The sequence below is a fragment of the Akkermansia sp. N21116 genome (assembly GCF_029854705.2).
Classification (GTDB): domain Bacteria; phylum Verrucomicrobiota; class Verrucomicrobiia; order Verrucomicrobiales; family Akkermansiaceae; genus Akkermansia.
In genome coordinates this window covers 2,584,052-2,605,753 of the sequence record NZ_CP139035.1, presented here as the reverse complement: position 1 = coordinate 2,605,753, position 21,702 = coordinate 2,584,052, and the positions used below count along the sequence as shown (strand labels likewise).

At 44.4% G+C, this 21,702-nt stretch carries 16 protein-coding genes; 11 read left to right on the top strand and 5 right to left on the bottom strand.

From position 1 onward, the window contains the following. Positions 1–540 precede the first annotated feature (540 nt). From QET93_RS09940 to QET93_RS09915, 6 genes are read left to right on the top strand one after another with little or no spacing between them, the layout of a single operon-like run. Positions 541–1,509, top strand: a complete 969-nt coding sequence (locus tag QET93_RS09940) for a glycosyltransferase family 8 protein (RefSeq protein ID WP_280132284.1) — start codon at positions 541–543, stop codon at positions 1,507–1,509. Then, complete coding sequence (locus QET93_RS09935) at positions 1,484–2,497, top strand: glycosyltransferase (protein WP_322189967.1); 1,014 nt, start codon at positions 1,484–1,486, stop codon at positions 2,495–2,497. Before QET93_RS09940 ends, QET93_RS09935 begins: the two co-directional genes overlap by 26 nt. An 11-nt stretch (positions 2,498–2,508) precedes the next feature. Beyond that, positions 2,509–3,615: a glycosyltransferase gene (locus QET93_RS09930; RefSeq protein WP_280132282.1), complete on the top strand. Its 1,107-nt coding sequence runs from the start codon at positions 2,509–2,511 to the stop codon at positions 3,613–3,615. Then, the gene (locus tag QET93_RS09925) at positions 3,602–5,752 is read left to right on the top strand and encodes a glycosyltransferase (protein ID WP_280132281.1); all 2,151 of its coding nucleotides are present in this window, start codon (positions 3,602–3,604) and stop codon (positions 5,750–5,752) included. The genes QET93_RS09930 and QET93_RS09925 overlap by 14 nt, the downstream gene beginning before the upstream one ends. After that, a complete protein-coding gene (locus QET93_RS09920) occupies positions 5,749–6,708 on the top strand; it encodes a glycosyltransferase family 2 protein (protein ID WP_280132280.1) in 960 nt (319 codons plus the stop codon). Before QET93_RS09925 ends, QET93_RS09920 begins: the two co-directional genes overlap by 4 nt. Beyond that, the gene (locus tag QET93_RS09915; protein ID WP_280132279.1) at positions 6,705–7,937 is read left to right on the top strand and encodes a polysaccharide pyruvyl transferase family protein; all 1,233 of its coding nucleotides are present in this window, start codon (positions 6,705–6,707) and stop codon (positions 7,935–7,937) included. Before QET93_RS09920 ends, QET93_RS09915 begins: the two co-directional genes overlap by 4 nt. 403 nt (positions 7,938–8,340) lie before the next feature. On the opposite strand, the gene QET93_RS09910 is transcribed toward QET93_RS09915, so the two are convergent. After that, positions 8,341–9,675: an AAA family ATPase gene (locus tag QET93_RS09910; protein WP_280132278.1), complete on the bottom strand. Its 1,335-nt coding sequence runs from the start codon at positions 9,673–9,675 to the stop codon at positions 8,341–8,343. A gap of 309 nt (positions 9,676–9,984) precedes the next feature. Here QET93_RS09910 and nrfD point away from each other — a divergent pair, with 309 nt between their 5' ends. Both nrfD and QET93_RS09900 read left to right on the top strand, forming a co-directional pair. Further along, positions 9,985–12,012 (top strand): NrfD/PsrC family molybdoenzyme membrane anchor subunit, encoded by a 2,028-nt coding sequence (nrfD, locus tag QET93_RS09905; RefSeq protein ID WP_280132277.1) that lies wholly within the window; start codon positions 9,985–9,987, stop codon positions 12,010–12,012. Beyond that, on the top strand, positions 12,009–12,698 hold the full coding sequence (locus tag QET93_RS09900) for a cytochrome c (protein WP_322189966.1): 690 nt from the start codon (positions 12,009–12,011) through the stop codon (positions 12,696–12,698). The genes nrfD and QET93_RS09900 overlap by 4 nt, the downstream gene beginning before the upstream one ends. Before the next feature lie 118 nt (positions 12,699–12,816). On the opposite strand, the gene QET93_RS09895 is transcribed toward QET93_RS09900, so the two are convergent. Beyond that, positions 12,817–13,425, bottom strand: a complete 609-nt coding sequence (locus QET93_RS09895; RefSeq protein ID WP_280132275.1) for a hypothetical protein — start codon at positions 13,423–13,425, stop codon at positions 12,817–12,819. Between QET93_RS09895 and QET93_RS09890 the strand changes: the two genes are divergently transcribed. Then, positions 13,424–13,972: a hypothetical protein gene (locus QET93_RS09890; RefSeq protein WP_280132274.1), complete on the top strand. Its 549-nt coding sequence runs from the start codon at positions 13,424–13,426 to the stop codon at positions 13,970–13,972. The two genes, QET93_RS09895 and QET93_RS09890, sit on opposite strands and share 2 nt — an antisense overlap. Further along, the gene (locus QET93_RS09885; protein WP_280132273.1) at positions 13,969–16,410 is read left to right on the top strand and encodes a c-type cytochrome; all 2,442 of its coding nucleotides are present in this window, start codon (positions 13,969–13,971) and stop codon (positions 16,408–16,410) included. Before QET93_RS09890 ends, QET93_RS09885 begins: the two co-directional genes overlap by 4 nt. Before the next feature lie 43 nt (positions 16,411–16,453). Here the strand turns inward: QET93_RS09885 and QET93_RS09880 are convergent, their stop codons facing one another. Both QET93_RS09880 and QET93_RS09875 read right to left on the bottom strand, forming a co-directional pair. Next, a complete protein-coding gene (locus tag QET93_RS09880; protein ID WP_280125935.1) occupies positions 16,454–17,626 on the bottom strand; it encodes a serpin family protein in 1,173 nt (390 codons plus the stop codon). Positions 17,627–17,706: 80 nt separating this feature from the next. Continuing rightward, on the bottom strand, positions 17,707–19,089 hold the full coding sequence (locus tag QET93_RS09875; RefSeq protein WP_280132272.1) for a serpin family protein: 1,383 nt from the start codon (positions 19,087–19,089) through the stop codon (positions 17,707–17,709). A gap of 209 nt (positions 19,090–19,298) precedes the next feature. On the opposite strand from QET93_RS09875, the gene QET93_RS09870 reads away from it, so the two are divergent. Further along, positions 19,299–20,204, top strand: a complete 906-nt coding sequence (locus QET93_RS09870; protein WP_280132271.1) for a metallophosphoesterase — start codon at positions 19,299–19,301, stop codon at positions 20,202–20,204. Positions 20,205–20,237: 33 nt separating this feature from the next. On the opposite strand, the gene QET93_RS09865 is transcribed toward QET93_RS09870, so the two are convergent. Further along, positions 20,238–21,614 carry a hypothetical protein gene (locus QET93_RS09865; RefSeq protein ID WP_280132270.1) on the bottom strand — a complete coding sequence of 459 codons (1,377 nt, stop codon included), beginning with the start codon at positions 21,612–21,614 and terminating at the stop codon, positions 20,238–20,240. Positions 21,615–21,702: the final 88 nt, after the last annotated feature.

The window sequence follows — 21,702 nt, the reverse complement described above, 5'->3', positions numbered from 1 at the left end:
TCGTGATGTACTCTTCATCACGAATAGTGCATATGTGAAACAAGTAAGTCATTCAATTCGAAAAGGTAACAACAATACATAGCTTCTCTGGATGAGTATCAGAGAAGAGATGGTGTGAATCTAACGAATAAAAAAACCGCCAGCAAGCCTAAAATCAGCATGATTTCTCATTCGTATAATTTTCTTATTATCTACGAATTATGAAAAAATCATAGGGGATACCTGGCGGAGTAAGGATTCTCTCACATGGAATTTTGTCACCAAATTGCCCTGGTTGCTTTCTCCGACTACCCTAAATTTTTCTTGCATGATTTTTTCAGAATGCCTGATTCTCTTTTCCCTCTTCTTTATGAAAACTTTGCAAAGTTTATGAGAAAAAGCATACTAAAAATTTAGCAACTAGATAAATACTGAGTATAATTGTATTAATATTAACATATTAGAGATATTAATGGCGGTTTTTTTATCCGCTAAATTCAGACTAACCCTCCGCAACGGGAATTTCCGAGGAGGTGGATTTCTACTCTATTTTCTGTTTGAATGACGAATTGTTTACCCATATGCGTCTTGTGTGACGAAGGATATGCCATGCATCTTGGTGCCATGTTGTGTTCCCTGATGTGTAATTGCCGTGAGACCACCGAGATTGAGGTACACATTCTAGGGGATGGAATTTCGAATAACACACGCTCAAGAATCGAGGGAATTCCGCATTTACATCCCTCATTTCAAATTGTCTGGCACGATATAACACATTTATTAACAACGATAGTTCACGGTAATCAAGATTGGCCTGCTTCATTATACAAGCGTCTCATGGTTGCTTCCATCCTCAAGGAACTCGACCGTGTCCTTCTCCTTGATGCAGACACGATTATTCTGAAAGACCCAATCGACTTGTTTCAACAGGATCTTGGGGAAGGATGGCTGGGTGGGATTCTTGATCCCTTGGGCAGGAGAAACAATATCCGCCTTGGGATTTCCCCAGAGATGCCGTATGTCAATTTCGGTGTTTTGCTCTTGGATCTCAATGCTTGGAGAAAACATAATGTCGAAGCACTTTTGCTGGAAACCTTACACAATGGACCAAGTTTCAAGTACATGGATCAGGATGTGTTAAATCTGACCCTGCATCGCCACATCGTAACCTTTGCTCCTCATTGGAATTCGCAGTTCCTGAATGATCGCTACACTCCCAAATCCAGGGATGACTTCAAGAACCCTTCAATCATCCACTATGTCACCAAGGAAAAGCCTTGGATAACTCTATCAGCAATCCCCCGAAAAGAATACTACATTCGCTACGTCCTCATGTCCCCTTGGGGGCATGAATGGAAAGAGAAGGTCAAGCGCGAAAGAAGAACCCTTTCTCCTTGGCTGTATCGCCTTCGTCATTTTTTCAAAGAAGGCTTCCAAATCCACATAAAACATGGCGAATACTATGTGAAATTTGCTGGGATTAAATTGATGAGAAGTGTGAGTAATGAAAATTATGGACAATATGAATGATATCCCCTGCGTATCTGTTATAATACCCATTTTTAATTCTGATAAATATCTTAATAGATGTTTACAGAGTATTGTTAATCAGACAATTATAAATATAGAAATAATCTGTATAGATGATGGATCAACAGATCAATCATCTATAATTTTAAAAGAATGGGCGGAAAGAGATTCTAGGATAATGTCTCTAAAAAATGAAAATTACGGGCAATCAAGGGCAAGGAATGCTGGTATAAATCTTGCAAGAGGAAAATATATAGCATTTATAGACTCAGATGATTATATAAATACAAATATGCTTGAAGAGATGTATAATAATGCAGAAAAATATAATAGTGATTGTGTTGTATGCGGTTTTAATTTAATATATGAAGATAAGAAAAAAATTAATAGGAAAGCAATTCGGTGGGGTAAATCTAAAGAATTCTCGGTAGAAACAATTTCATGCAAAACGATTGCAAAACTGAGAACAAATGTATTAGATAAAATTTATAAGAGAAGTGTTATTGTTGATAATTTAATACGATTCAATGAAGATATAATGTTTAATGAGGATGGTATTTTTGTTTGGGAATTTGTTACAAATATTAAAAATATAGTATTTCTCGACAAAGATCTCTATAATTATGTGCAAAGGGAAGGTTCTATTATGGATACTATATATTCTTCAAATGGAAGATTAATTCTTCAACTTATAGATTCGTGGTATGAAATTGATAAAATAATTCGTAAGAAAAGAGAAAATTCTATATTCATTCGAAGCTTCATGGAATCGGTATCTTATTCTGCAAAACATTTTGGGCGATTTATTTGCCCTGAACTACAAGATGAATGGAATTTTCGTGTAATGAATTTTATAAATGACATGAAGAATGAGCATGGAAATTTATTTTTAAATATATCAAATGATTATGAAGTCTCTAAGAAGGTATCAGAATTAAAGCGATTTTCAATAGGAAGTATTTTCCGCTATATTTTCAAACATAAATAATTATTATTGATGTGACTCCAAAAGTTTCTATTATTGTGCCTGTATACAATTCTCAAAATTATATTGAGAATTGTATTAATAGCATCACTAAACAGAACTGGCCTAATTTAGAAATAATATGTATCAATGATGGCTCTAATGATTTGTCAGGTTTTATTCTAGACGATATGGCATTAAGAGATAGTAGAATTATTATTGTTTCACAAGAGAATCAAGGGTTAAGTGTTGCTCGAAATGTAGGATTGTCATATTCAAGTGGAAAATATGTATTATTTGTAGATTCTGATGATTGGTTGAGTGATGATGCACTTAGTAATTTAATTCATCAAATCGATGATGATAATTTGGATATGTTATTGTTTTCATCAAATTTATATGACGATGATTCAAAAATAATGAGAAAATATGATTATACAGATTATGATTATTTCTTCCCGAAAGATATTCCGTATAAATTATTCAATTTTGATGATATTATTCTTCATAAAAATCTTTTATGGCGTTTACCAGTTGTTGTTTGGGCATGTGTGTGGAAACGAAAATTTATTGTAGATAATAATTTAAGATTTCACAATGGTGTATTTTTTGAAGACAATTTATTTTTCAGAATGGGCGTTTTGAATGCTTCTAGGATAGGAATTAATAATAATTGTTATTATTGTTATCGAAGTCACAAATCTTCTTTTAGTAAAAAAGTAAATTCTAACTTTAAGGATCAGTGTATGATAAGAAAATTGGAATGCGATTACATAAGCAAATTTAAAAATTCTGATTTACTTATCGACTATATTGCGCACGAAGGTCTTCCTAGAGTTATTGAACATTTTTTCCTTATGGATATTCCATCTAGACAGAATGAATATAGATATTTTAAAAGAACATTAGAATATTTTTTTGATAGACATATTTCTTTTTATAAGATTAAAATGTATTTATCAGAGTATACGAAAATAATTGTTCTATCTGTATTTTGTGAGAATTGTTTTTTCCTTTTTGCGAGGAGATTTTTTTATATATACGTTTCAAAATTAAAAGGTACTGAAAAGGCATTGAAGAAAGCCGGAAATATAGAATATATGAACTTATTATCTAAGTGTAAAAATAATGAATCAAACTAATTTGGAAATAATAAATATTGCATTTACTATAAGCGATGATTATATTAAGCATTGTTGTAATTGCATTCTTTCAATATTGGAAAACAATAAAAATAATTTTTTTAAATTTTATGTAATTTCGGACGATCTTACGGATTGTTCGAAAAATATGGTTGATTTAAGTCTTTGTAATTACAATAATTTCGAAATAGAATATTTAAAATTTGAAAAAAATATTAATGAATTTCCAATTACGTTGAGTCACATAAGCATACATACCTATTATAGACTTTTTTTGGCATCGTTATTAGAAGATATTGATCGTGTTTTATATTTAGACAGTGATATTATTGTTAATGGACCATTATTGGAACTTTGGAAGATAGATTTAAATTTATTCTATTGCGCCGGCAGTGAAGATTTATTCATCAAAAAAATAAATTACAAAAAAGAAATTGGTTTTGAGGATGATGATATTTATATTAATGCTGGTGTATTGTTATTAAATTTAAGAAAAATTAGAAATGAAGATGTCGAGTGTCTGTTTTTTAAGAACATTTCAAATTTTGGATCTAAAATTAAATTTCAAGATCAGGATATATTAAATATAACATTTAGAGGTAAGGTTCATATTGTTTCGGAAAAATATAATTTTTGTAACGAAAATGCACAGAAAACAAGTATCGATTTTTCTCCTATCATTATTCATTATACGAGTTACTACAAGCCTTGGAAATATAGAGAAGGTGATTTTAATTCGTTGAATTTTCTGTACTATAAATATTTAAATAAGACGTATTGGAAAAAAGAAGTTTTTCAATATAAAAAACATAGAATTATACACTGTATGAAATCGATTAGAAAAAATGTGTCTAAAAAGTTTCGTAAAATTTGGCTTTCCGCTTTTAGAATCAAGTTTGAAAAAAGAAACTCTCGTGTGAGAATGTTTTTTGTACCATTCTATTCTAGAAAGCGAGAAAATAATAATGTAATAACAAGAATTCTAGGAGTTAAAGTAAATGTTGAAAACAGAGAGAAAATAAGAGTTGCTTTAATTGTTGATGAATTTTTTGGAGCTGCAGGGACTGCGTTTGGTGGTTATGGATTTCTCGCAAGAAATTTAATTGCAAAATATCTTCCATGTGAAGAAATAGAATTGGAAGTTGTTTTGAATGAAAATAAAAAAATTAGAAAAGTAAAGAAATTTGTTATTGATAATGGAATAAATGTTTATATTCTTCCTTCAGGTAAAAAAGCAAAAGACTTTTTCTTTAAAAAAGATTATGATATATATTTATCTATTGAAATGACAACTGATATTCTCAAATATGATGACGATCCCAAAAATCATCTTATTTGTTGGATTCAAGATCCTCGTCCTTGGTCTGATTGGCAGGAACTTCAAACAGTTCAAATATTTCCTGAACCATGCTATTGGAATTCTAGTATCTATGATCTTGTTAGCTATTGGTATTATACCAATCGAGTTACATTTGTATCTCAAGGATATTTCCTTAATGATAAAGCGAAAATATTATATAGATTGCCAAAGGATGCGATAATTAAATATATGCCAAATCCAATTGATGCGAATAATGTATGGCAAGAAAAAGAGGATAGTGTTATTTTTGTCGGTAGAATTGAGTCTGTCAAAAGAGGATGGTTGTTTTGTGAAATCGCAAAACTAATTCCGGATCTTAAATTTTATATGGTCGGTCAAGCCTTTCGTGATAAAGAAAAGAACCAAAATATTATGGATAAGTATAGTTCTATTCCAAATTTACATTTTCTTGGACATTTGGAAGGGGGGGATAAATATAAATATTTAAGCAAGTCTAAAATACTTGTTAATACATCAATTCATGAAGCTCTTCCAATTACTTTTTTGGAGGCATTAAGTTGTGGGACTTTGCTTGTTAGTTGTCAGAATCCTGAAGATTTGACACAGAAATTTGGAAATTATATTGGACCAGTAATGGGAGATGGGTTTGATAGTGTCCCACTATTTGTTAATGCTATTCGTGATCTATTGTCTGATTCTGTTAGATATAATAGAATGTCAATGGATGCAGTGAATTATATTAATAACGTGCATTCTGTTGACGAATTTCAGAAAAATATGCGAAATTTAATTATTGAATCTGTGAAAAATGTATGAATAATTATTTGATTTCTGTTATTGTTCCTGTCTATAATGTTGAGTTATATATAAGAGAATGTCTTGATTCAATTATTAATCAAGAATTGTATGATATTGAGATAATAATTGTAAATGATTGCTCGGAGGATTCCTCAGCTGTCATTGCCGAGGAGTATGCTGCAAAAGACTCTAGAATTAAGGTGATTCATCACGATGTAAGAAAAGGACTTGGAGCAGCCCGTAATACTGGTATTGCAAACGCATCTGGTGAATATTTGGGATTTGTCGATAGTGATGATTTTATTGATAAACGTTGCTATAAATTGCTGTATACTAGAGCAAAAGAGCTAAATGCAGATGTTGTAAGTGGACAGTTACAGGCATTTGATGATACGGGGAAAAAGGATGTCTGGCCAAATTATGTAAAACATTTTAATTCATTGTTTTCATGTGATGAATATATGGATGAAATATTTGGCTTATTTTATGTTTGTGCTTGGTGTCGAATATATAGGAGATTATATTTTTTAAAATATATTGTTTGTTATGATGAATCTGTGTTGTATGAAGATGTTTTTCCTTATTTTAAGTGCTATTTGAATTCTGATCGATTGACGGCAATTCCAGATACTATTTATTTTTGGAGACAACGCAGTTCTTCCTTATCAAAAAGGACACCATCAGTAACTTCTATAGAATCGTATTGTGATAATATTTTTCATTATATAAATGATAATTTTAGTAATATTGATAAAATATTTTTCATTAAATTTTTTATTCGCCAATTCTATTGGTATCCTGTTGATTACTCGTTGAAAATTTTATTTAGAAAAAAAATAAAGGAGTATGGGATTAATGATGATGATTTTCTTTCGTTGGATTCATATTTATTATCTAGAGCAATTAATTTAAGTAAAATTAGTATTTGTGATTTATTTCGCGTTGTTGCAAAAAAAATATTTAGTAAGATATGATTTTTTTTAAAGTTGAAAAACATGGTGTGTTTGATGTTTATAATATTTTTGGCATTAGATTTTTCCATATAAATAAAGTAAGATTTAATAAATATATAAATATAATTGACGGATTTTCTAGTGATATTTGTTTATTGAAACGCAGTATGCTGTATTATAAATCGAATTATAAAAATAATATTTCAAATATTTATGATAAATGTGACGCATTTAGAAAAGATTTAGATAGTTTGTCTTTGAATAATGATTTTGTTATTGATTATATTAATGGTTTTAATGTTTTCAATATAAATAAATATCCAATCAATTGTGACTATAGTGTAATAAAGAATGGATTGTTAGTTTATGATTACAGAGGTGATGATTCATATTATAATCCGGGGGGGAGAGTAAATTTGGGGGATTATATACAGTCAATTGCAACACGACAGTTTTTACCTAAGGTAGATAAATTTATTTCAAGGGATGAAATTTCTACATATAATGATGAACCTATAAAATTAATTATGAATTCTTGGTGGTGGTGTTGTTCCGGGATAAATGATATCCCGGAACAAATTACTCCATTATTTATATCATATCATCTCGATAATCCTGAAAATATATCTCCATCTATTATTTCTTATTTGAAAAAATATGAACCCATCGGGTGCAGAGATATGTTTACGGTCAGGGCTCTTACATCCTATGGCATAATTGCATATTTTTCTGCTTGTATGACACTTACGTTAGGCAACAAGTATAAAAAAAATAATTCCGATGAATCTAAAATACTTGTTTGTGATTACGATGTTACTGAAAATAATTGTTTAAATGATTTTTTAAAAAAACATCTTAAAGATGCATATAATTTAGATGAATTTGAAACTTGTACAAATGTTTGTCTAAGTGATACGACAACACATAATGATCGCTTTTATTTAGCAAATGAACTTCTTGAACGATATTCATCTGCTAAACTTGTTATAACATCAAGATTACATTGTGCGTTGCCATGTTTAAGTATTGGCATACCAGTTATACTTATGATCTCAAAGTATGATGCAAAAAGATATGATGGTTTAATTGATTTTATTAACTATGTAACTACTAATGAACAAGGTAATATTCTTTCTGTAATTAAACGCCAAAATGTGACAGGGGAAGTTGTAAATGATGAAAAATATACAAAATATAAATATTTTTTAAGTAATGCTGCTTCTAAATTTATGAATGATGATTTTAGTTAAATTGTATTGATTTATTTACATATTCTTGTTATATTTAGGTGCTAAATTGAGGTGTGATTGCTACTGAGTAGTATCCCCCGTAAAGATTATTTTGGGCTTAGCTGAGGTGGGGGAATTCGGTAGGTTACGAAAGCTTCTATGGAGACGAATAGTTCGGATCGTACTTTTGGCACGGGCAGAACTGGTTTTATCGGGGCTGCTCTGGTGAGGATGATTGTCCGGAAGTCTTCCGTATGAGGTACTGAATTTCGACAAGTTGACGTATGCGGGGAATTTGTCTTCTCTTCGCGAGGTGGAGGGTGATGGACCTTATCGTTTTGTGCAGGGGAATGACTTGATGCTGCGATATAGATGACTGAATATCAGTAGATTTATCCAATATTGATTCCGTAAGTGAAGACGTTTAATTTTCCTCGTTCGGAGTAAGTCCGGCTATATACCCTGGCATGTTCCAGAGAAGTGGGAGGGGGATGTTGAGGAGTCCTTCGTCGTGTTGAAGATTGGTGAGGGCTGTTCTGATGGCAAGAGGTGGGGCGTATTGATCACGGTAGATTTTCAGGCTTTTGGCACGGATATTTCCACCTGCTTTGACTTCCAGAGGGATGATGTGACTATCCAGCGAGATGACGAAGTCCACTTCTGCCGTGTTTCCGGATGTCCAGTAGTCCGGAGGGCTGTTCAGGGGAAGTGTTGAGAGTTGCTGGAGAACGTATTGCTCCGTCAGTGAACCTTTGAATTCTTCAAACATGGAACTGCCCTGAATGAGGATATCGGCGGGAAGACCACTCATGATCCTGAGGAGGCCGATGTCGAGAAGGAAGATTTTGAAGGCTTTAGGGTCTTCGTAGAATTTGAGGGGAAATGCCGGTTTGGTGAGCCGCCGAACGATGCGGATCAGGCCACTGTCTTTCAACCACAGCAAAGCATCTTCATATTCCCGGGCACGAGCTCCTTGCCGGATGGCTCCGTAGATGAATTTTGTGTTTTCCCGTGCCAGTTGCATCGGAATGCTGTCCCAAAGCATACGGATTTTCGGGACTGTGCTGGCGGGGGCATGTTTGGAGAAATCTTGTACGTAGGAGTTGAGAATGTTGTTGAGGATGGTATTTACCTCGGCTATGTCTTTTTCCCGCACCCAGGAGTCGACGGCGGCGGGCATGCCGCCTATGAGCATGTATTGCTTCAAGTAGTCTATGAGAGGCTCCAGCAGGACTTGGGGAAGGGGAGCTATCTGAGGCTGTTGGCGCAGGGAATTCAGCCAGTTTTCCTTGCCCATGGCCATGAGGAATTCTTCAAAATCTAGGGGTTCCATGTTGAGGAAGTCCACTTTCCCCACAGGGAAGGATGTCGCCCGATTCAGGGCTATGTCCAGAAATGAACCGGCGCAGCATATGGAGTATTCCGGGGCGTTTTCGGCAAAGTATTTGAGTGAGGTGATGGCGCGGGGGATTTCTTGAATTTCGTCGAAGATGATCAATGTTGTTTCCGGATCAATTTTCATCCCGTAGAGGATGGATAGGGTGTCCAGAATACGTTGGGGGTCAATGCTCCCTTCGAAGAGTTCCTGGAGATTGGGGGTATTCTCGAAATTGACGTAGAGGGTGTTCCGGTAGCACTCCCTCCCAAATTCTTTGAGAAGCCATGTTTTGCCGGTCTGGCGGGCTCCGGTGAGAATCAGAGGAAGGCGTCTGGACTTGGTTTTCCAACGTTTGAGATCATCGAACAACTTTCTTTTCATGGCGGAAAAACGGATTGATTCTCTTTATTTCTATGAAAAATGTGGGTGATTGTCACGTTTTATCTATGAAAAATGTGATGTATTATCACAATATTCCTATGAAAAACGTTGTTTTGAGGTTTGGATAAGTGGGGGAGGAGAGATTGAGGTTGGTGGGAAGGGGCTTCAATTTTGGATTCTGCTGGAGTTGATGGCTGGGTTTGTGTGTGAATTGGAGGGGAATGACGGAGATGAGGCACGGGGGGGAGGCTTTTGCTGATTGACGGGCGAGGTGTGGCATGTACTCTTTGATTCATTATTGTCACCGTGATGATGAACGAGCACTCTGACGACCCAGTTGTCCCCACAAACGATCATGCGGCCGTGCGCCGGATGGTCGAGGCCGTCGTGGCATCGGTGGAAGCACGGACGGGGCTTTTGTGGCGGTGTTTGTTTGCTTTGGCTGTGGTGGCGGCAGTCTGGGGACTGGGCTGGAGCGCCTGGCGCATCGGTGCGGAAGGTGTCGGGGTGCTTGGGGTGACGAATGATGTGCCGTGGGGGCTGGATATCGTGCATTTTGTGTTTTGGATCGGCCTGGGGCATGCCGGGACGTTGATTTCCGCGGTGCTTTTGCTGACGGGGCAGCATTGGCGGAGTCCGATTGCACGGGGGGCGGAGTTGATGACTTTGTGCGCTGTGGTGTGCGCGGCGATTTTCCCGGTGGTGCATGTGGGGCGTATCTGGATGGCGTGGATGGTGTCTCCCTTGCCGGAGGTGTCGGGTGTGTGGCCGGATTTGTCGTCGCCTCTGGTGTGGGATGTGCTGGCGGTGAGTACGTATTTTTCCTTGTCGGTTTTGTATTGGGGGATGGGGCTGGTGCCCGATTGTGCGGTCTTGAGGGATCGTTGTTCGTCGCCATGGAGGCGGAGGCTCTACGGTGTGCTGTCGCTGGGGTGGAACGGTTCCGGGAGGCAATGGGCTGTTTATGAACGGTGCAGTGTGCTGCTGGCCGTGGTGTTGACTCCTCTCGTGGTGTCGGTGCATTCGGTGGTGAGTTTTGATTTTGCGGTGACGCAGGTGCATGGATGGCATGAGACGATGTTTCCTCCGTATTTTGTGGCGGGTGCGATTTTGAGCGGTATGGCGATGGTTCAGTTGATTTTGCTGACGGTGCGCAAGTTGTCTCCGGCAGCTGTGGGGGGGCATATTACGCCGCGTGTGGTGGGGATGACGTCGCGGTTTGTGCTGGGATTGAGCCTGGTGATGGCTGTGATGTATTTCTGGGAGGCAGGGACGGCTTTGTTGTCGGGAGGAAATGCGTGGGGGATGATGGCGGCGAGGTGCGGCGATCCGGTGTTCTGGATGATGGCGGCGTGCAATGTGGTGGTTCCGCAGTTGTTCTGGGTGAAGCGCTGGCGTCGTTCTCCGTGGGTAGTTGTTCCGGTGGCATGCTGTGTGCTGGTCGGGATGTGGTCGGAGCGTTGGCTGATTGTCGTTCGTTCTCTGGAACATGGTCTTTGGAAGGCGATGGATTCACAGTATGTGCCGACTTCGGTCGATGTGGCGATGGCGGTGGGTGCGCTGGGGCTTTTTGTGGCGATGTATATGGGGATGATGAAGGTGGCTCCGTTTTTTTCCCTGTGTGAAATGAGGTCGCATTTGCAGTCTGGTGTGAAGGAGCCTGTCGGTGGGGGCGATGTCGGTGCAGAGAGGGCGATGGTGAAAAATCCGGGGGAAGTACCTGAGGAATCAGGGGGAGGGACTTTCTTTGCTTTTGGAGATGAAGATGGCTTGCTCCGGGCGGTGAAGTCTGTGACTGCCGCGAATGGGATGCATGTAATCGCCGTGTCGGCTCCGTATCCTTGTGAGGCGGTGCGTCTGGATGAGGCGTGGCATGGCGGAGTAACGCGTGGACGCAGGTTGTCGGTTTGGGGCGTGTGCGGCGGGGGGATCGGTGTGGCTGTCGTGGTCGGGTGGTTGTATGTGACGCAGGTACTGGCGGATCCTCTGGTGGTTCAAGGGCGTGTCCAGGGATGGGGGATGTGGCCGGGGTATGTACCGGGGATTTTTGAGGGGATGTTGCTGGGTGCCGGCCTTGCTCTTGTTTTCGGTTTTTTGGTGGAGGGTGGTTTTCTGAGTCGGAGGCGGGGGATGTTCGGGGAGGTGGAGGAAGGTGTTATCCGTACTGAAGAAGGATGTGATTTTGTGATGCAGGTGCCGGGTTGTTCCCGGAGCCTGGTGACTGCTTTGCTGGAAGCGGAGGGAATGCCCTATACGGTGTTGTGCCGTGATGCCGGTGAAGGTGAAGAGAGCGCGGGGGGAGACCGTGTAGATGGAAGGGAGGCTGAGGGACGATGAGGAGGGACTGGATTGTTGCGGCTGTGGCTTTGGCCCTTGTTGCGGGATGGGTGGTGTTCCGGAATGATTCCGGACACGGATCTGCGGATTATTTGTTTGATAACCATGTGACACAGGTGCGACTTGATTCCCAACGCCGGGTTGAGGAGCAGGGACGGACGGTGATGACAGTACCTCCTCATGTGCAGCCTGTCGGTATTCCTGCTCCGGGGATGACGGGGGAGCTTGTGTTCTCGAGATCCGGCGGAGGGTATTTGGAAACGGGGAAGCGGGCCGGAAGTTTTGGGGATACGGTTCCTGTCGAGTTAACGTCTGTGATGCCGGTTCGCGAGTTGACGCAGCGTGGGAAGATTATTTATGACCGGCATTGTGCCTGTTGCCACGGGGAGGATGGTCAGGGGAAGGGACCGGTGGCTTCGTATCAGGGGTATCCGGCGATTTTGCCTTTTGATGACCGAAAGTTTGAGCGTTATCCTCTTGGCAAGATTTTTGCAAGTGCGGCGTTCGGGCAGGGGAACATGCCTGCGTTCGGGACAGCGCTGACGGTGGATGAAATGTGGCAGGCGGCTCTATGGGTAAGGTATTTGTACGGCGCTTCCTCTTCCGTATTTCCCGACGGGGGGGACGGACGGAGCACAAAGGCGGATGGGATTGTGCAAGATGAGGAAGGAGGACTTTCACGATGAGTGAGTTGGAGAAGAAGTCAGAATCCGGAAGGGTACGATTTCGCGGAATTCCCCGTTCCCTGGTTTTGTGCGTTTTTGTCGGGGTTGCTGTTTTGTTATGCTCGCTGTTTCGCCAGTGTTATGTGGCGATGCCGTGGGATGATGTCTCGTTGGCTGGGATTCGTCTGGCATGGTTGAGAAAACCGTTGGGGGCGGCGTTCATGTCGGTCGGGATGTGGGGGGTATGCTTGTCGGCGGGAGCCTTGTTCTGGTTTGCCGTGGCACAGGTGGCAGGAGCCCGTTGGAGTGTGCCTGTAAGGGATGTTTGGACTCGGCTGGGGCTGGCCGGGTCGGGGGCGTGGCTTGGAATGCTGTGCGTGGTGTTTTGTTTGCTGCCGGTACTTTTCCCATGGGCAGGTACGGCTCGCGATGTGTTGAAGGAAGCGTGGCTGTCAGGGGATTCCCCTTGGCGTAGAATGGCCTTGGAGGCGGCAGGAGAGGGTCGGTTGGCGGAGTTGTCCTGGTGGTTGAATGTGCCATTTTTCATGGGACGCCAGTTGGCGTACTTTGCATTGTTGACGGGGCTTGCTTTTGTGTGGCGGCGGGCTGGAACCGGTTCGATTGCTTTGGGAGCCGAGAGGAGGTTGAGGACGGGGGCTGCAATTGCTTTGCCGTTTTTGGTTGTAGTGATTGGATTGATGGGGGTGGATTGGGTTCTGATGTTGCCCTCCGGCTGGATTTCTTCCATGGGGCCGCTGTATATGGTGGCTTATGCAGGCGTAGCCGGGTTGGCTGCATCCATGCTTTTTGTGGGGAAGGGAGCATGGTCCCGTACGGGGATGAATGCCGGGGGAATAAGCCGAAGTCCCGGCAATGCGATGGCGTCCCTGTTGTTGGCGGCTTTGTTGTTCAAGGCGTATTTTGCCTATTCCCAGTATATGTTGGTCTGGTATGCACAGCTTCCGGCGGAGCAGGGGTGGATGGCCCCGAGGTTGGCTGATGGATGGAGTGTATGTGGTGTGTGGGCAATGGCGGGAGGGATATTGGTACCGGCTGTCTGTTTGATGTTGCCTGGCGTTCGCCGAAGTGCTCCGGGTTGTCGGGCGTTGTCGGTTCTTATTGTTGCATTTTCGTTATTGGAGGCGTGTTGGCTGGTAGCTCCGGCAGAGGGGATTTCTTCCTCGGACGGGATGTTTGCCTGTCTGGCCGGGGTGGCAACCGTGATGATTGCCGGATTGATGGTGCTGGGGGCACTGGCCCGGAGCCGGAGTGAAGAGAAGGGGGGGGCGCAATGAATGATCGTTCTTGTGTGATGCATGACAATGGGAAGGATTCTTCAGGACGCATGTGGTGGCTATGCTGCCTGGCCTGGCTTGCCGTGGCATGTTTGCTGGGGATGGCACAGTCAGCCACCGTGGTAGATGTGTTGGCGGGACTGGCCGGCGGTGATATTGCCAATATCGGGTTGCTTGTTTTGGCGAGGGAAGGGGTGATGTTGTATGGTTTTGGCTGGTCGTGCCTGATGGGGATGTCCCGGGCCGTGGCCGGAAGTGGGGTGGGCGGGCCGATGTCCGGAGGGGAACGGTTGTTGACTGTTTTGTGGTCTTTTTGTGTCGCCCTGGGGACACTGAGCGTTCTTGTCGGATCCGGCAGCGGCGTTCCCGTAATGCCGTTTGCTCCGTGGGTGATGCCCGCGTTGCTCGTGATTGGGGTATTGCAGGTTGTTCTGCTTGTCCGGAAGGGAGAATGCGGAACAGGCATGGTGCCTTGTGTGGTTGCCTTGGGGCTGGTATGGGGGTGCATGGCGGCGGGATACTGGAGTTTGTCGGACGGTGTGACGGGGGCGGACGGTCAATTCGTTGTTTTCGGGTGGTTGAAGCAGGCGTGGTGTATTGGAGCTGCGATGTGCGGCAGTGCCTTGTTTTTAAAGTGGTCCGGTGAGCAAGGCTGGCACGTGTGGGTGCCGATGCTCCTGTTGGCGGCGTATGCCGGGGATTCCGGATCATGGTATATGCCTGTTGCGCATGGTGTATGGAGTTCCCCCGGTTCATCCGTGTGGCTGGGGGGAGGTGCTTTGCTGGTGGTGATTCTGACTGCCCTGATGAGGGGCAGGGGAGGGGCTCGGCGCCTGTCGGGTTTCTGGCTGGCGAGTTTGTGCCTGTGGGGGGCTGCCCTGATTGTAGTGCCTGACGGAGCCGGAGTGTTCCAACTTTCGCCGATGAATTGGTACGTTGTGGATGCGACGCTTGTGTTGGCTGTAGCTGTTCCCTTGATGACGGGGTGTTCCGCAAAGTGGACCCGCTGGTGTCTGGGGATTGGTGTTGTCGTGTTTTTGCTGGTGTTTGTGTTTTCGGCTACAGCTTTACTGCCGGGCGAGTACGCGAGAGGGGACAAGCAGACGACGCTGCTGGATCTGGGGCTTGTGATCGTTTCGTCCGGCTATGCCGTTGCCTGGCTTTTGTGGATGGCTTTTGCCATGGGAGAAGTCCGACTTGCATACCGGGGGAAAACTTCCGGTGGGATGGAGCCGGCAGCTGGTGACCGGGGAAGGAGGGATTGCTCCGAAAGGAATGGGGGAGGAAGATGGCTGCCCGGATGGGTTCTGCCGGTTGTGTTGGCGGCAGGGTGTGTCGTGCCTGTGATGTCCTTTGTTGGGAAGCTTTCCCCGGTTACTGGGGGTGGAGGCTTGGTTTCCAAACGCCCGGGTGCTGACCGACAGGGCGCTGCTCTTTATGCTTCATCCGGATGTGGCGTTTGCCATACTCAAATTGTCCGGCGTCTTCCCGACGGGAAAGATCTTCAGGAATCCGTGTACCAGAACGGGAATGGGGACGGTGTTGCCCGTGTCAGCGAACCGGAGGACTGGTCTCGTCCAGCCGGGGAAGGGCTTCCTCACTTGGGCTGGGTACGCCTGGGACCGGACTTGTTCCAGTTGGGGGCTTGGGCGGAACAACGCGTCCGCTTTACCAATCAGGATGGTCAGGGAGAACCTGTCGCCCGTCCCGAGGAATGGTTGATGCTACACCTGTATAACCCGCGCGACCGTCGTTTTGGACGTACCGGTTCGTTGTGTCCTTCGCTGGCCGAATGGTTCGATGTGGTGGAGGAACAAGCCGGACAATCGCATGCGGATTCTCTGCCTATTCAGAGTCCTCCCGGAACGATCGTTGTACCCGGAGAGAAAATCCGTCATCTTGTTGCCTACCTGCGTACTTTGAAACGCGGAAACGTGACGCGGGCGGAGATGTTGCAAGGCATTGCCCAGGTTGTGCCTGATGCTGAACTTCATGCCCGTCCCTTTGTCGAGGCCTCCTACGCACGCAATCTTCCTGCAATTGATACCAGCCGGAAGGAACAAGCCCTCGATGTCCTCGTGATGCAAAAAGGTAAACAGCTTTACTCGACGAAGTGTACTCTTTGCCATGGTGCCGATGGACGAGGCGACGGTGTTAATTACCCGCCGCTTGAACAATCCGAATGGATCGCGAAAGAACCGTCGATCATGGCGCGCATCGTTCGCAATGGCGTTACGGGAAAAATCCCGGTGGCCGGAAAAACGTGGGATACTACCATGCTGCCCCCCGGAATCTCCTCCCCGGAAGAAGCTGCTGCCGTGATGACCTATGTGCGCCGTCGTTTCGGGACATCTGAATCCCCCCGAATTTCAGTTGACCAGGTTCGGGACTGGTGGCGGCAGTATGGTGATGAACCTTACCGGGTTTCGGAACCGTAAGCTTTTCTTTTCTACCTGTTCCCGGCCGGAGGTGGCTTGGAACTTAATTCTTTGTCGGTTGAGGGGAAAATACGCCCATGAAGAGCATGAGCGGTTCCGTCGTATCATGGATGACCCACATGAAGGGACGGTTAAAGATATAGGTTTGCGTTCCGCCTCCGAATGGATCCGTCGATTCATCTATGGCGCGAGCCCTTACTCCCTCTTCACTGACACGGATGATACAGCTCTGTTTCCAGATGCCTCTTTCTTCGGGCAATGTGGTGAAACATCCCTCCAAGGCCGGAAAGCTTGACACTGGACTGATCATATCCATCGCTTTCGATTTGTTACCGAAACGGGGTAAGTACAGGACAATGTAAGCTTGTATATTCTGATCTGACTTCGGAGTTGCCAGGATCTTCTTCAGCTGTTCCTGAGTGAGCCGGGCAATGAAATCCTGGAGTGACTGACGGGTCGTCGGCATAATGCAAGTCATGGCAATCTGATGACCATCCGGATTGGGTTTGCAGGGAATGGATACAAAGGAATATCCTTCTTCCTTCCCATGGGCACAGGGAAGTAAATCGTGTTTCATCATGGGGACGATTAGGGAATGTCCGGGTGCAATATAGAATTTTGAATTTTTAGTTTTATTGCGATAGAAGGGGAATTCCCACGTCAGGCGAACATCAAGGATACTTGTGAGGATGAAACGCAATTGAGGATGTATTTGTTCCGGGGTGAACGATGAAGTAAAACCGCCTTCCGATTTATACTGAACCCATTGATTTATTTCCTCAACGAGCTTGTCTCCATGCGTGAAATCCTTTCGGACGGCAAGTTTCGTATAGGGATAGCCTTTCGGCATTTTGAACTTGTTGTTGATGAAGAGGAAAAAATTCGTTGTCGCTGTATGAGACCGTGAATTTTGCCGGGGAAGGCATTGGGTAAGGGTATCGTAATTTTTACCGCTTCCCAGTATCGTTTCAATTTGTTGTCGGGAGGACTCCGGAGACAATCCCTTGATGAGTTCCAGAGAGGAGACCATATTCAAAGGTGAGAACGTGAACGATTTGTAGGATTCTTTCTGCTGTTGTGAGAAATACTTGAAGACATGGAACCCAAGTTGGTTGACTGCCGGTAGAGAGGGGGCTTCCTCTCCGTGGAGCAAGGGAAGGGCAAGGAGACTCAGGCAAAGCGTTGTATGGAGGATGAAGCGAGGAATCGTATTCATTCAGTACCATCTATGAATACAGTTCATGACATGAGCAAGCAGAAAATAAAATTCACGGGTCCTGGGGTAGTGCTCCGGACTTAGGACTTCGTTGGTGCGGTCTGGAGTTTTTCCAGAGCATGATCCCTTTCCTGACGATGGAGCCGATTGAGAGGGGAGAGAGAATCAGGTTCCGAAAGATTGTTTTGATTCTCTTCCACATCGTAGGGATTGGGAATCAAGCGGCTGGGATCTTCTTCCGTTCCCATGAAAATGATATTGCCGGTGTTCGGGTCATAAATGCACCAGAAAAACGAACGGTCGATACGGATAGCAGGAATGACTGTGGAGGATGCTTCTTCCGGGGATGATGTTCCGGAGAGGGGCTCTGGAGGATTTTGAGCATCATTTACCGCTGTTACCGTCACCATGCATTGCTGATAGAAATCTCCCAGGAAAAGCGGGGTTGCCGGAGGCGTTGCAACCAACCCCGAAAAATCGGCTTGAGACGGAGAAAACAAAACCCCCAGTCCCGCGAACTCCAGAAACGGTTTCAACGAAGGGGAATAGGCCGTGACGGTTTTGAATGCGGGTATTGTGGCTCGGACTTTGCAGGGAGGGGAGGAGGGAAGAATGCCCTGGAGTTTCTCCGGTGTCAGGTCGCGCAGGAAATTCCGCAATGTCGATGATTCGGAGGGCATGATCATTACCATCAAGAGCGGAGTTGAAGATGGCGTTTTGCCGTCCGTTGTTCGAGGGGCATAGGGAAGGGCCAGCATTGTGTAATCCGGGGTTGTTGCATAGGTTGCCCGGACTTCATGAGTCATCATGCTTGTCTCGACATTTTGCGAACCGACCCGGAAGTTGCCTTTCGTGACGGAACTTGCCGGAAAAGGAGTTTCCCAAATGCCCGAGAATGTAAAAGCTCCAACGGCAACCATGGGAGTTTGTTCACCAACGGAGCCATCCGTTAGAGTAAGCTGGAACGCACCATTCGTTTGCTGGGCAACCCATTGATTGATAGATTGGGTGGATTGTTCCGGATTTTGTGCAAGGTCAAGCCGGGTAACCATCGCCTGGGATGGGTAAAAGTCATCAATTGCAAACTTGTTGGAAAGAAACACCCGTTCCGCCTGCCGAAAGGCAATCCGGCTGTGTTGCCGGATATTTTGCCATACCTGAAAAGCTTGTACTCCATCCGTAGATTGCCCAAGCACCTGATCCAGGGCATCTTTCGTATCACCGCGGGAACCCGGCTGGAGAATTGCCAGAGTGGATGCTATTCCAGCCGGTGACAGCACGATATTGCCATCCGGCGACACCTTCTGATCGAACATGCGCTTGAGAACCAGAAGACCTAGGGCATTGCTCCGGGTTGTATCCTTCTCTATCAGGGCTTGCTCCGGACTAGCACTGTTACCCGGCAGCATGGTGAGAGTTAGCACTGTTCCCATCGAAAGCGCCAATAAACGGGACTTCTTCATATGCCTGTGAGACAATCCGGAAACCAGCCATGTTCACTTCTGTATGCAAAAGGGGGGAGCTGAGTGACGGCTTGATACGAGCTTCTCTTATTATATATTCACAAAAATTGGTCTCCTGATTTAATTATGTGAATAAGTCTGTCTGTTTCTCCTTGCCAAGGAAACGTAATTTCCCATGATATCAGGAGATGATGGGAGTTGTAAAAACAATGTGTTACTGTTGCCTGGGTATATTGGGGTTGGCTTCTTCGGGGGCTAGTGGAGGAGACGGAGGCAATTCATTTTGCTTCGGTTTGGTGGCCGATATCCAGTATGGGGATTGTGATGCCAACCGGGCTCGGTTTTACCGTAATTCTTTATCGAAGCTGGAGGAATGTATTACTGCCTTTAATGAGGCGGAGGTTGCTTTTACGGTGAACTTGGGGGACTCTGTGGACCGGAGTCAGAATGATCTGGCTCCTGTTTTGGAACGGTTTGCCAAGCTTCGGGCACCTTTGTATCATATAACGGGCAATCATGATTACAAGGGACTGAAGAATAATGAAACTTTATACCGTCAGTTGGGCATGCCCGGGGAATATTATTCGGTTTTACGGAATGGGTGGCGTCTGATTATGTTGAATACGAATGAGATAGCTTCTTATTCCAATTGCGGTGGTACATGGAAGGAAGCTGAGCTCAAGCAGATGGAGAAGATCATTGCCTTGGAGAAGAGGAATAATGGGCAGACATATAATGGAGGGGTCAGTTCCAAACAATTGCAGTGGCTTGATACCCAATTGCGTGAAGCTCGGGACAAAGGAGAACAAGTCCTTGTGTTTTCCCATCATCCCCTCTATCCCCCCATTGGGTTGACGGCATTGAACGACAAGGAGATCCTGAACATCCTTTCCTCTTATCCATGCGTCAAAGCCGTGATCAGCGGCCATCACCATGCTGGGGCTTATGGCGAGTACAGGGGGATTTCCTGTATAACACTGGAAGGGATGATCGAAACAGAAAAGACTACTGCCTATGCCGTGGTGAAAGTTACGCCCGAAGCCATTTCCATCAAGGGCCAGGGAAGGGCCAAGTCCCGTGTAATCCCCCTGTCATCCCTGGGCAAGAAGGATTAATCCTCCTTGCTGCATTCCTGATACCTTCTTCTCTTATTGGCATCCGGTGGGCGCAATTGCAGCACATTTGGCGTAGAGTGCGTCTAGGGATTTCCGGCTGTAATAGGAATTCAATACATTATGAAGCCTGGACGTGGTTCGTGAACGGTGTTGACTCATTAGTTCCAGGAAGGGGATGTAGCCGACATCAAGGAGGCGACGGGAAAAGACGGAAATATTTTCCCATTCTTCCCGGGTGAATGAGTCGAGGCTATTGAGTCCGAATCGCAGCCAGAGGTACATTGCCGTGAGATCGCCTTGTTGGGCGCTTTTGTAGGCAAAGCGGGATGCTTCGCAATAGTCCTTCCATCCAGCGCAGTCGTTAGGTGTGAAGATCCCCCATTTGACGAGATAGCTCTTCACAATATCTTGATGTTTCAACGAGCATTTGGATACCAGGGGAATCCGTGAGACCAGGCTATCCAGCCTCTTCCTGGTTTCCTTCTCATTGATGTGGGCATATAAACTTTTCTGTTGAAATTGGGCGAATAAAATCCTGGCAAGTTTACCTGGAGCTCGGGAATCGCCTTGTTTTTCCTGCTGGAGGAGTATTTGGCAGAGTTGTTCTTTTTCAGGGGCATGGATATTGCCGGGTGTCAGGTATTCCAACATGATATAGCTTAAAATATCTCCTTGAAACAGTTGCTGACGGAAGTCTTCATAACCTGCGACGGAATCAAGAGATGGATAGAGTATTTCAGAAAGTAAATTTTTCCCCGGAGGTTTGTGGGCAGGAGCGAGTTGCCGATTTTTTTCAAACATTATCTTGTTTATTTCCTGAATATAGCGAAGTAAAAAAACAGAGGCTGCATGATTCGTTCGGGCAGCAAGTGCAAGATAATAAATGACAAGGGACTGTTCTTCCCTGGACATTTGAATAAAGTGTTTTTCACGGTTTGAATCTACCTCGGACTCCTGACGGAGAAGATAATAATAACAGGCCTCCCAGTTTCCTTCGTCGGCTAGTTTTTTGAGAGTAGGGAGGGGAAGACCTTCTGTCGGAACTCCTCCTCCCTGGGAGGAAGGAGGATGAACTGCAAAATCACAATCGGGTGCTAACCGGTCACGCAAATTGGTCTGTTGTTGTTTGAGTACATGATCATGGTCGATTTTATTCCTGATGTATTCATTGATGTGATCACTAGTTTGACCTGAGAATATCTGAAACAAATTGGCGTTTGTTTGCAAAGTAAACGCTCCCTGTTGATCGGGATTCAATCTGGGTTGGCAAATAGCAGGGAAAATCTTTAATCGTTCATTCCAAAGTTCGCGTTGTTCCTCGGAATACCCGGAGCCGTATTCCGGGCAGAAGAACCAGAATCCGAGAGTCGTCAGGAGGGTACCAGTGATGATGATAGTGATTTTTTTCATGGTGGACTGGTCAGGAAAAAGGAAATCTGACGGAATCATGTAATGGAGATGGTGGAAAAATTGAAGATAATCTGGAAAATGAAGGTCG

Excerpts from the sequence above, each read along its gene's own strand:
- QET93_RS09940 (WP_280132284.1), top strand. The coding sequence starts at position 541 with ATGACGAATTGTTTACCCATATGCGTCTTGTGTGACGAAGGATATGCC.
- QET93_RS09935 (WP_322189967.1), top strand. The coding sequence starts at position 1,484 with ATGAAAATTATGGACAATATGAATGATATCCCCTGCGTATCTGTTATA.
- QET93_RS09925 (WP_280132281.1), top strand. The coding sequence starts at position 3,602 with ATGAATCAAACTAATTTGGAAATAATAAATATTGCATTTACTATAAGC.
- QET93_RS09920 (WP_280132280.1), top strand. The coding sequence starts at position 5,749 with ATGAATAATTATTTGATTTCTGTTATTGTTCCTGTCTATAATGTTGAG.
- QET93_RS09915 (WP_280132279.1), top strand. The coding sequence starts at position 6,705 with ATGATTTTTTTTAAAGTTGAAAAACATGGTGTGTTTGATGTTTATAAT.
- QET93_RS09910 (WP_280132278.1), bottom strand. The coding sequence starts at position 9,675 with ATGAAAAGAAAGTTGTTCGATGATCTCAAACGTTGGAAAACCAAGTCC.
- nrfD (WP_280132277.1), top strand. The coding sequence starts at position 9,985 with ATGATGAACGAGCACTCTGACGACCCAGTTGTCCCCACAAACGATCAT.
- QET93_RS09900 (WP_322189966.1), top strand. The coding sequence starts at position 12,009 with ATGAGGAGGGACTGGATTGTTGCGGCTGTGGCTTTGGCCCTTGTTGCG.
- QET93_RS09890 (WP_280132274.1), top strand. The coding sequence starts at position 13,424 with ATGGGGCCGCTGTATATGGTGGCTTATGCAGGCGTAGCCGGGTTGGCT.
- QET93_RS09895 (WP_280132275.1), bottom strand. The coding sequence starts at position 13,425 with ATGGAAGAAATCCAGCCGGAGGGCAACATCAGAACCCAATCCACCCCC.
- QET93_RS09885 (WP_280132273.1), top strand. The coding sequence starts at position 13,969 with ATGAATGATCGTTCTTGTGTGATGCATGACAATGGGAAGGATTCTTCA.
- QET93_RS09880 (WP_280125935.1), bottom strand. The coding sequence starts at position 17,626 with ATGAATACGATTCCTCGCTTCATCCTCCATACAACGCTTTGCCTGAGT.
- QET93_RS09875 (WP_280132272.1), bottom strand. The coding sequence starts at position 19,089 with ATGAAGAAGTCCCGTTTATTGGCGCTTTCGATGGGAACAGTGCTAACT.
- QET93_RS09870 (WP_280132271.1), top strand. The coding sequence starts at position 19,299 with ATGTGTTACTGTTGCCTGGGTATATTGGGGTTGGCTTCTTCGGGGGCT.
- QET93_RS09865 (WP_280132270.1), bottom strand. The coding sequence starts at position 21,614 with ATGAAAAAAATCACTATCATCATCACTGGTACCCTCCTGACGACTCTC.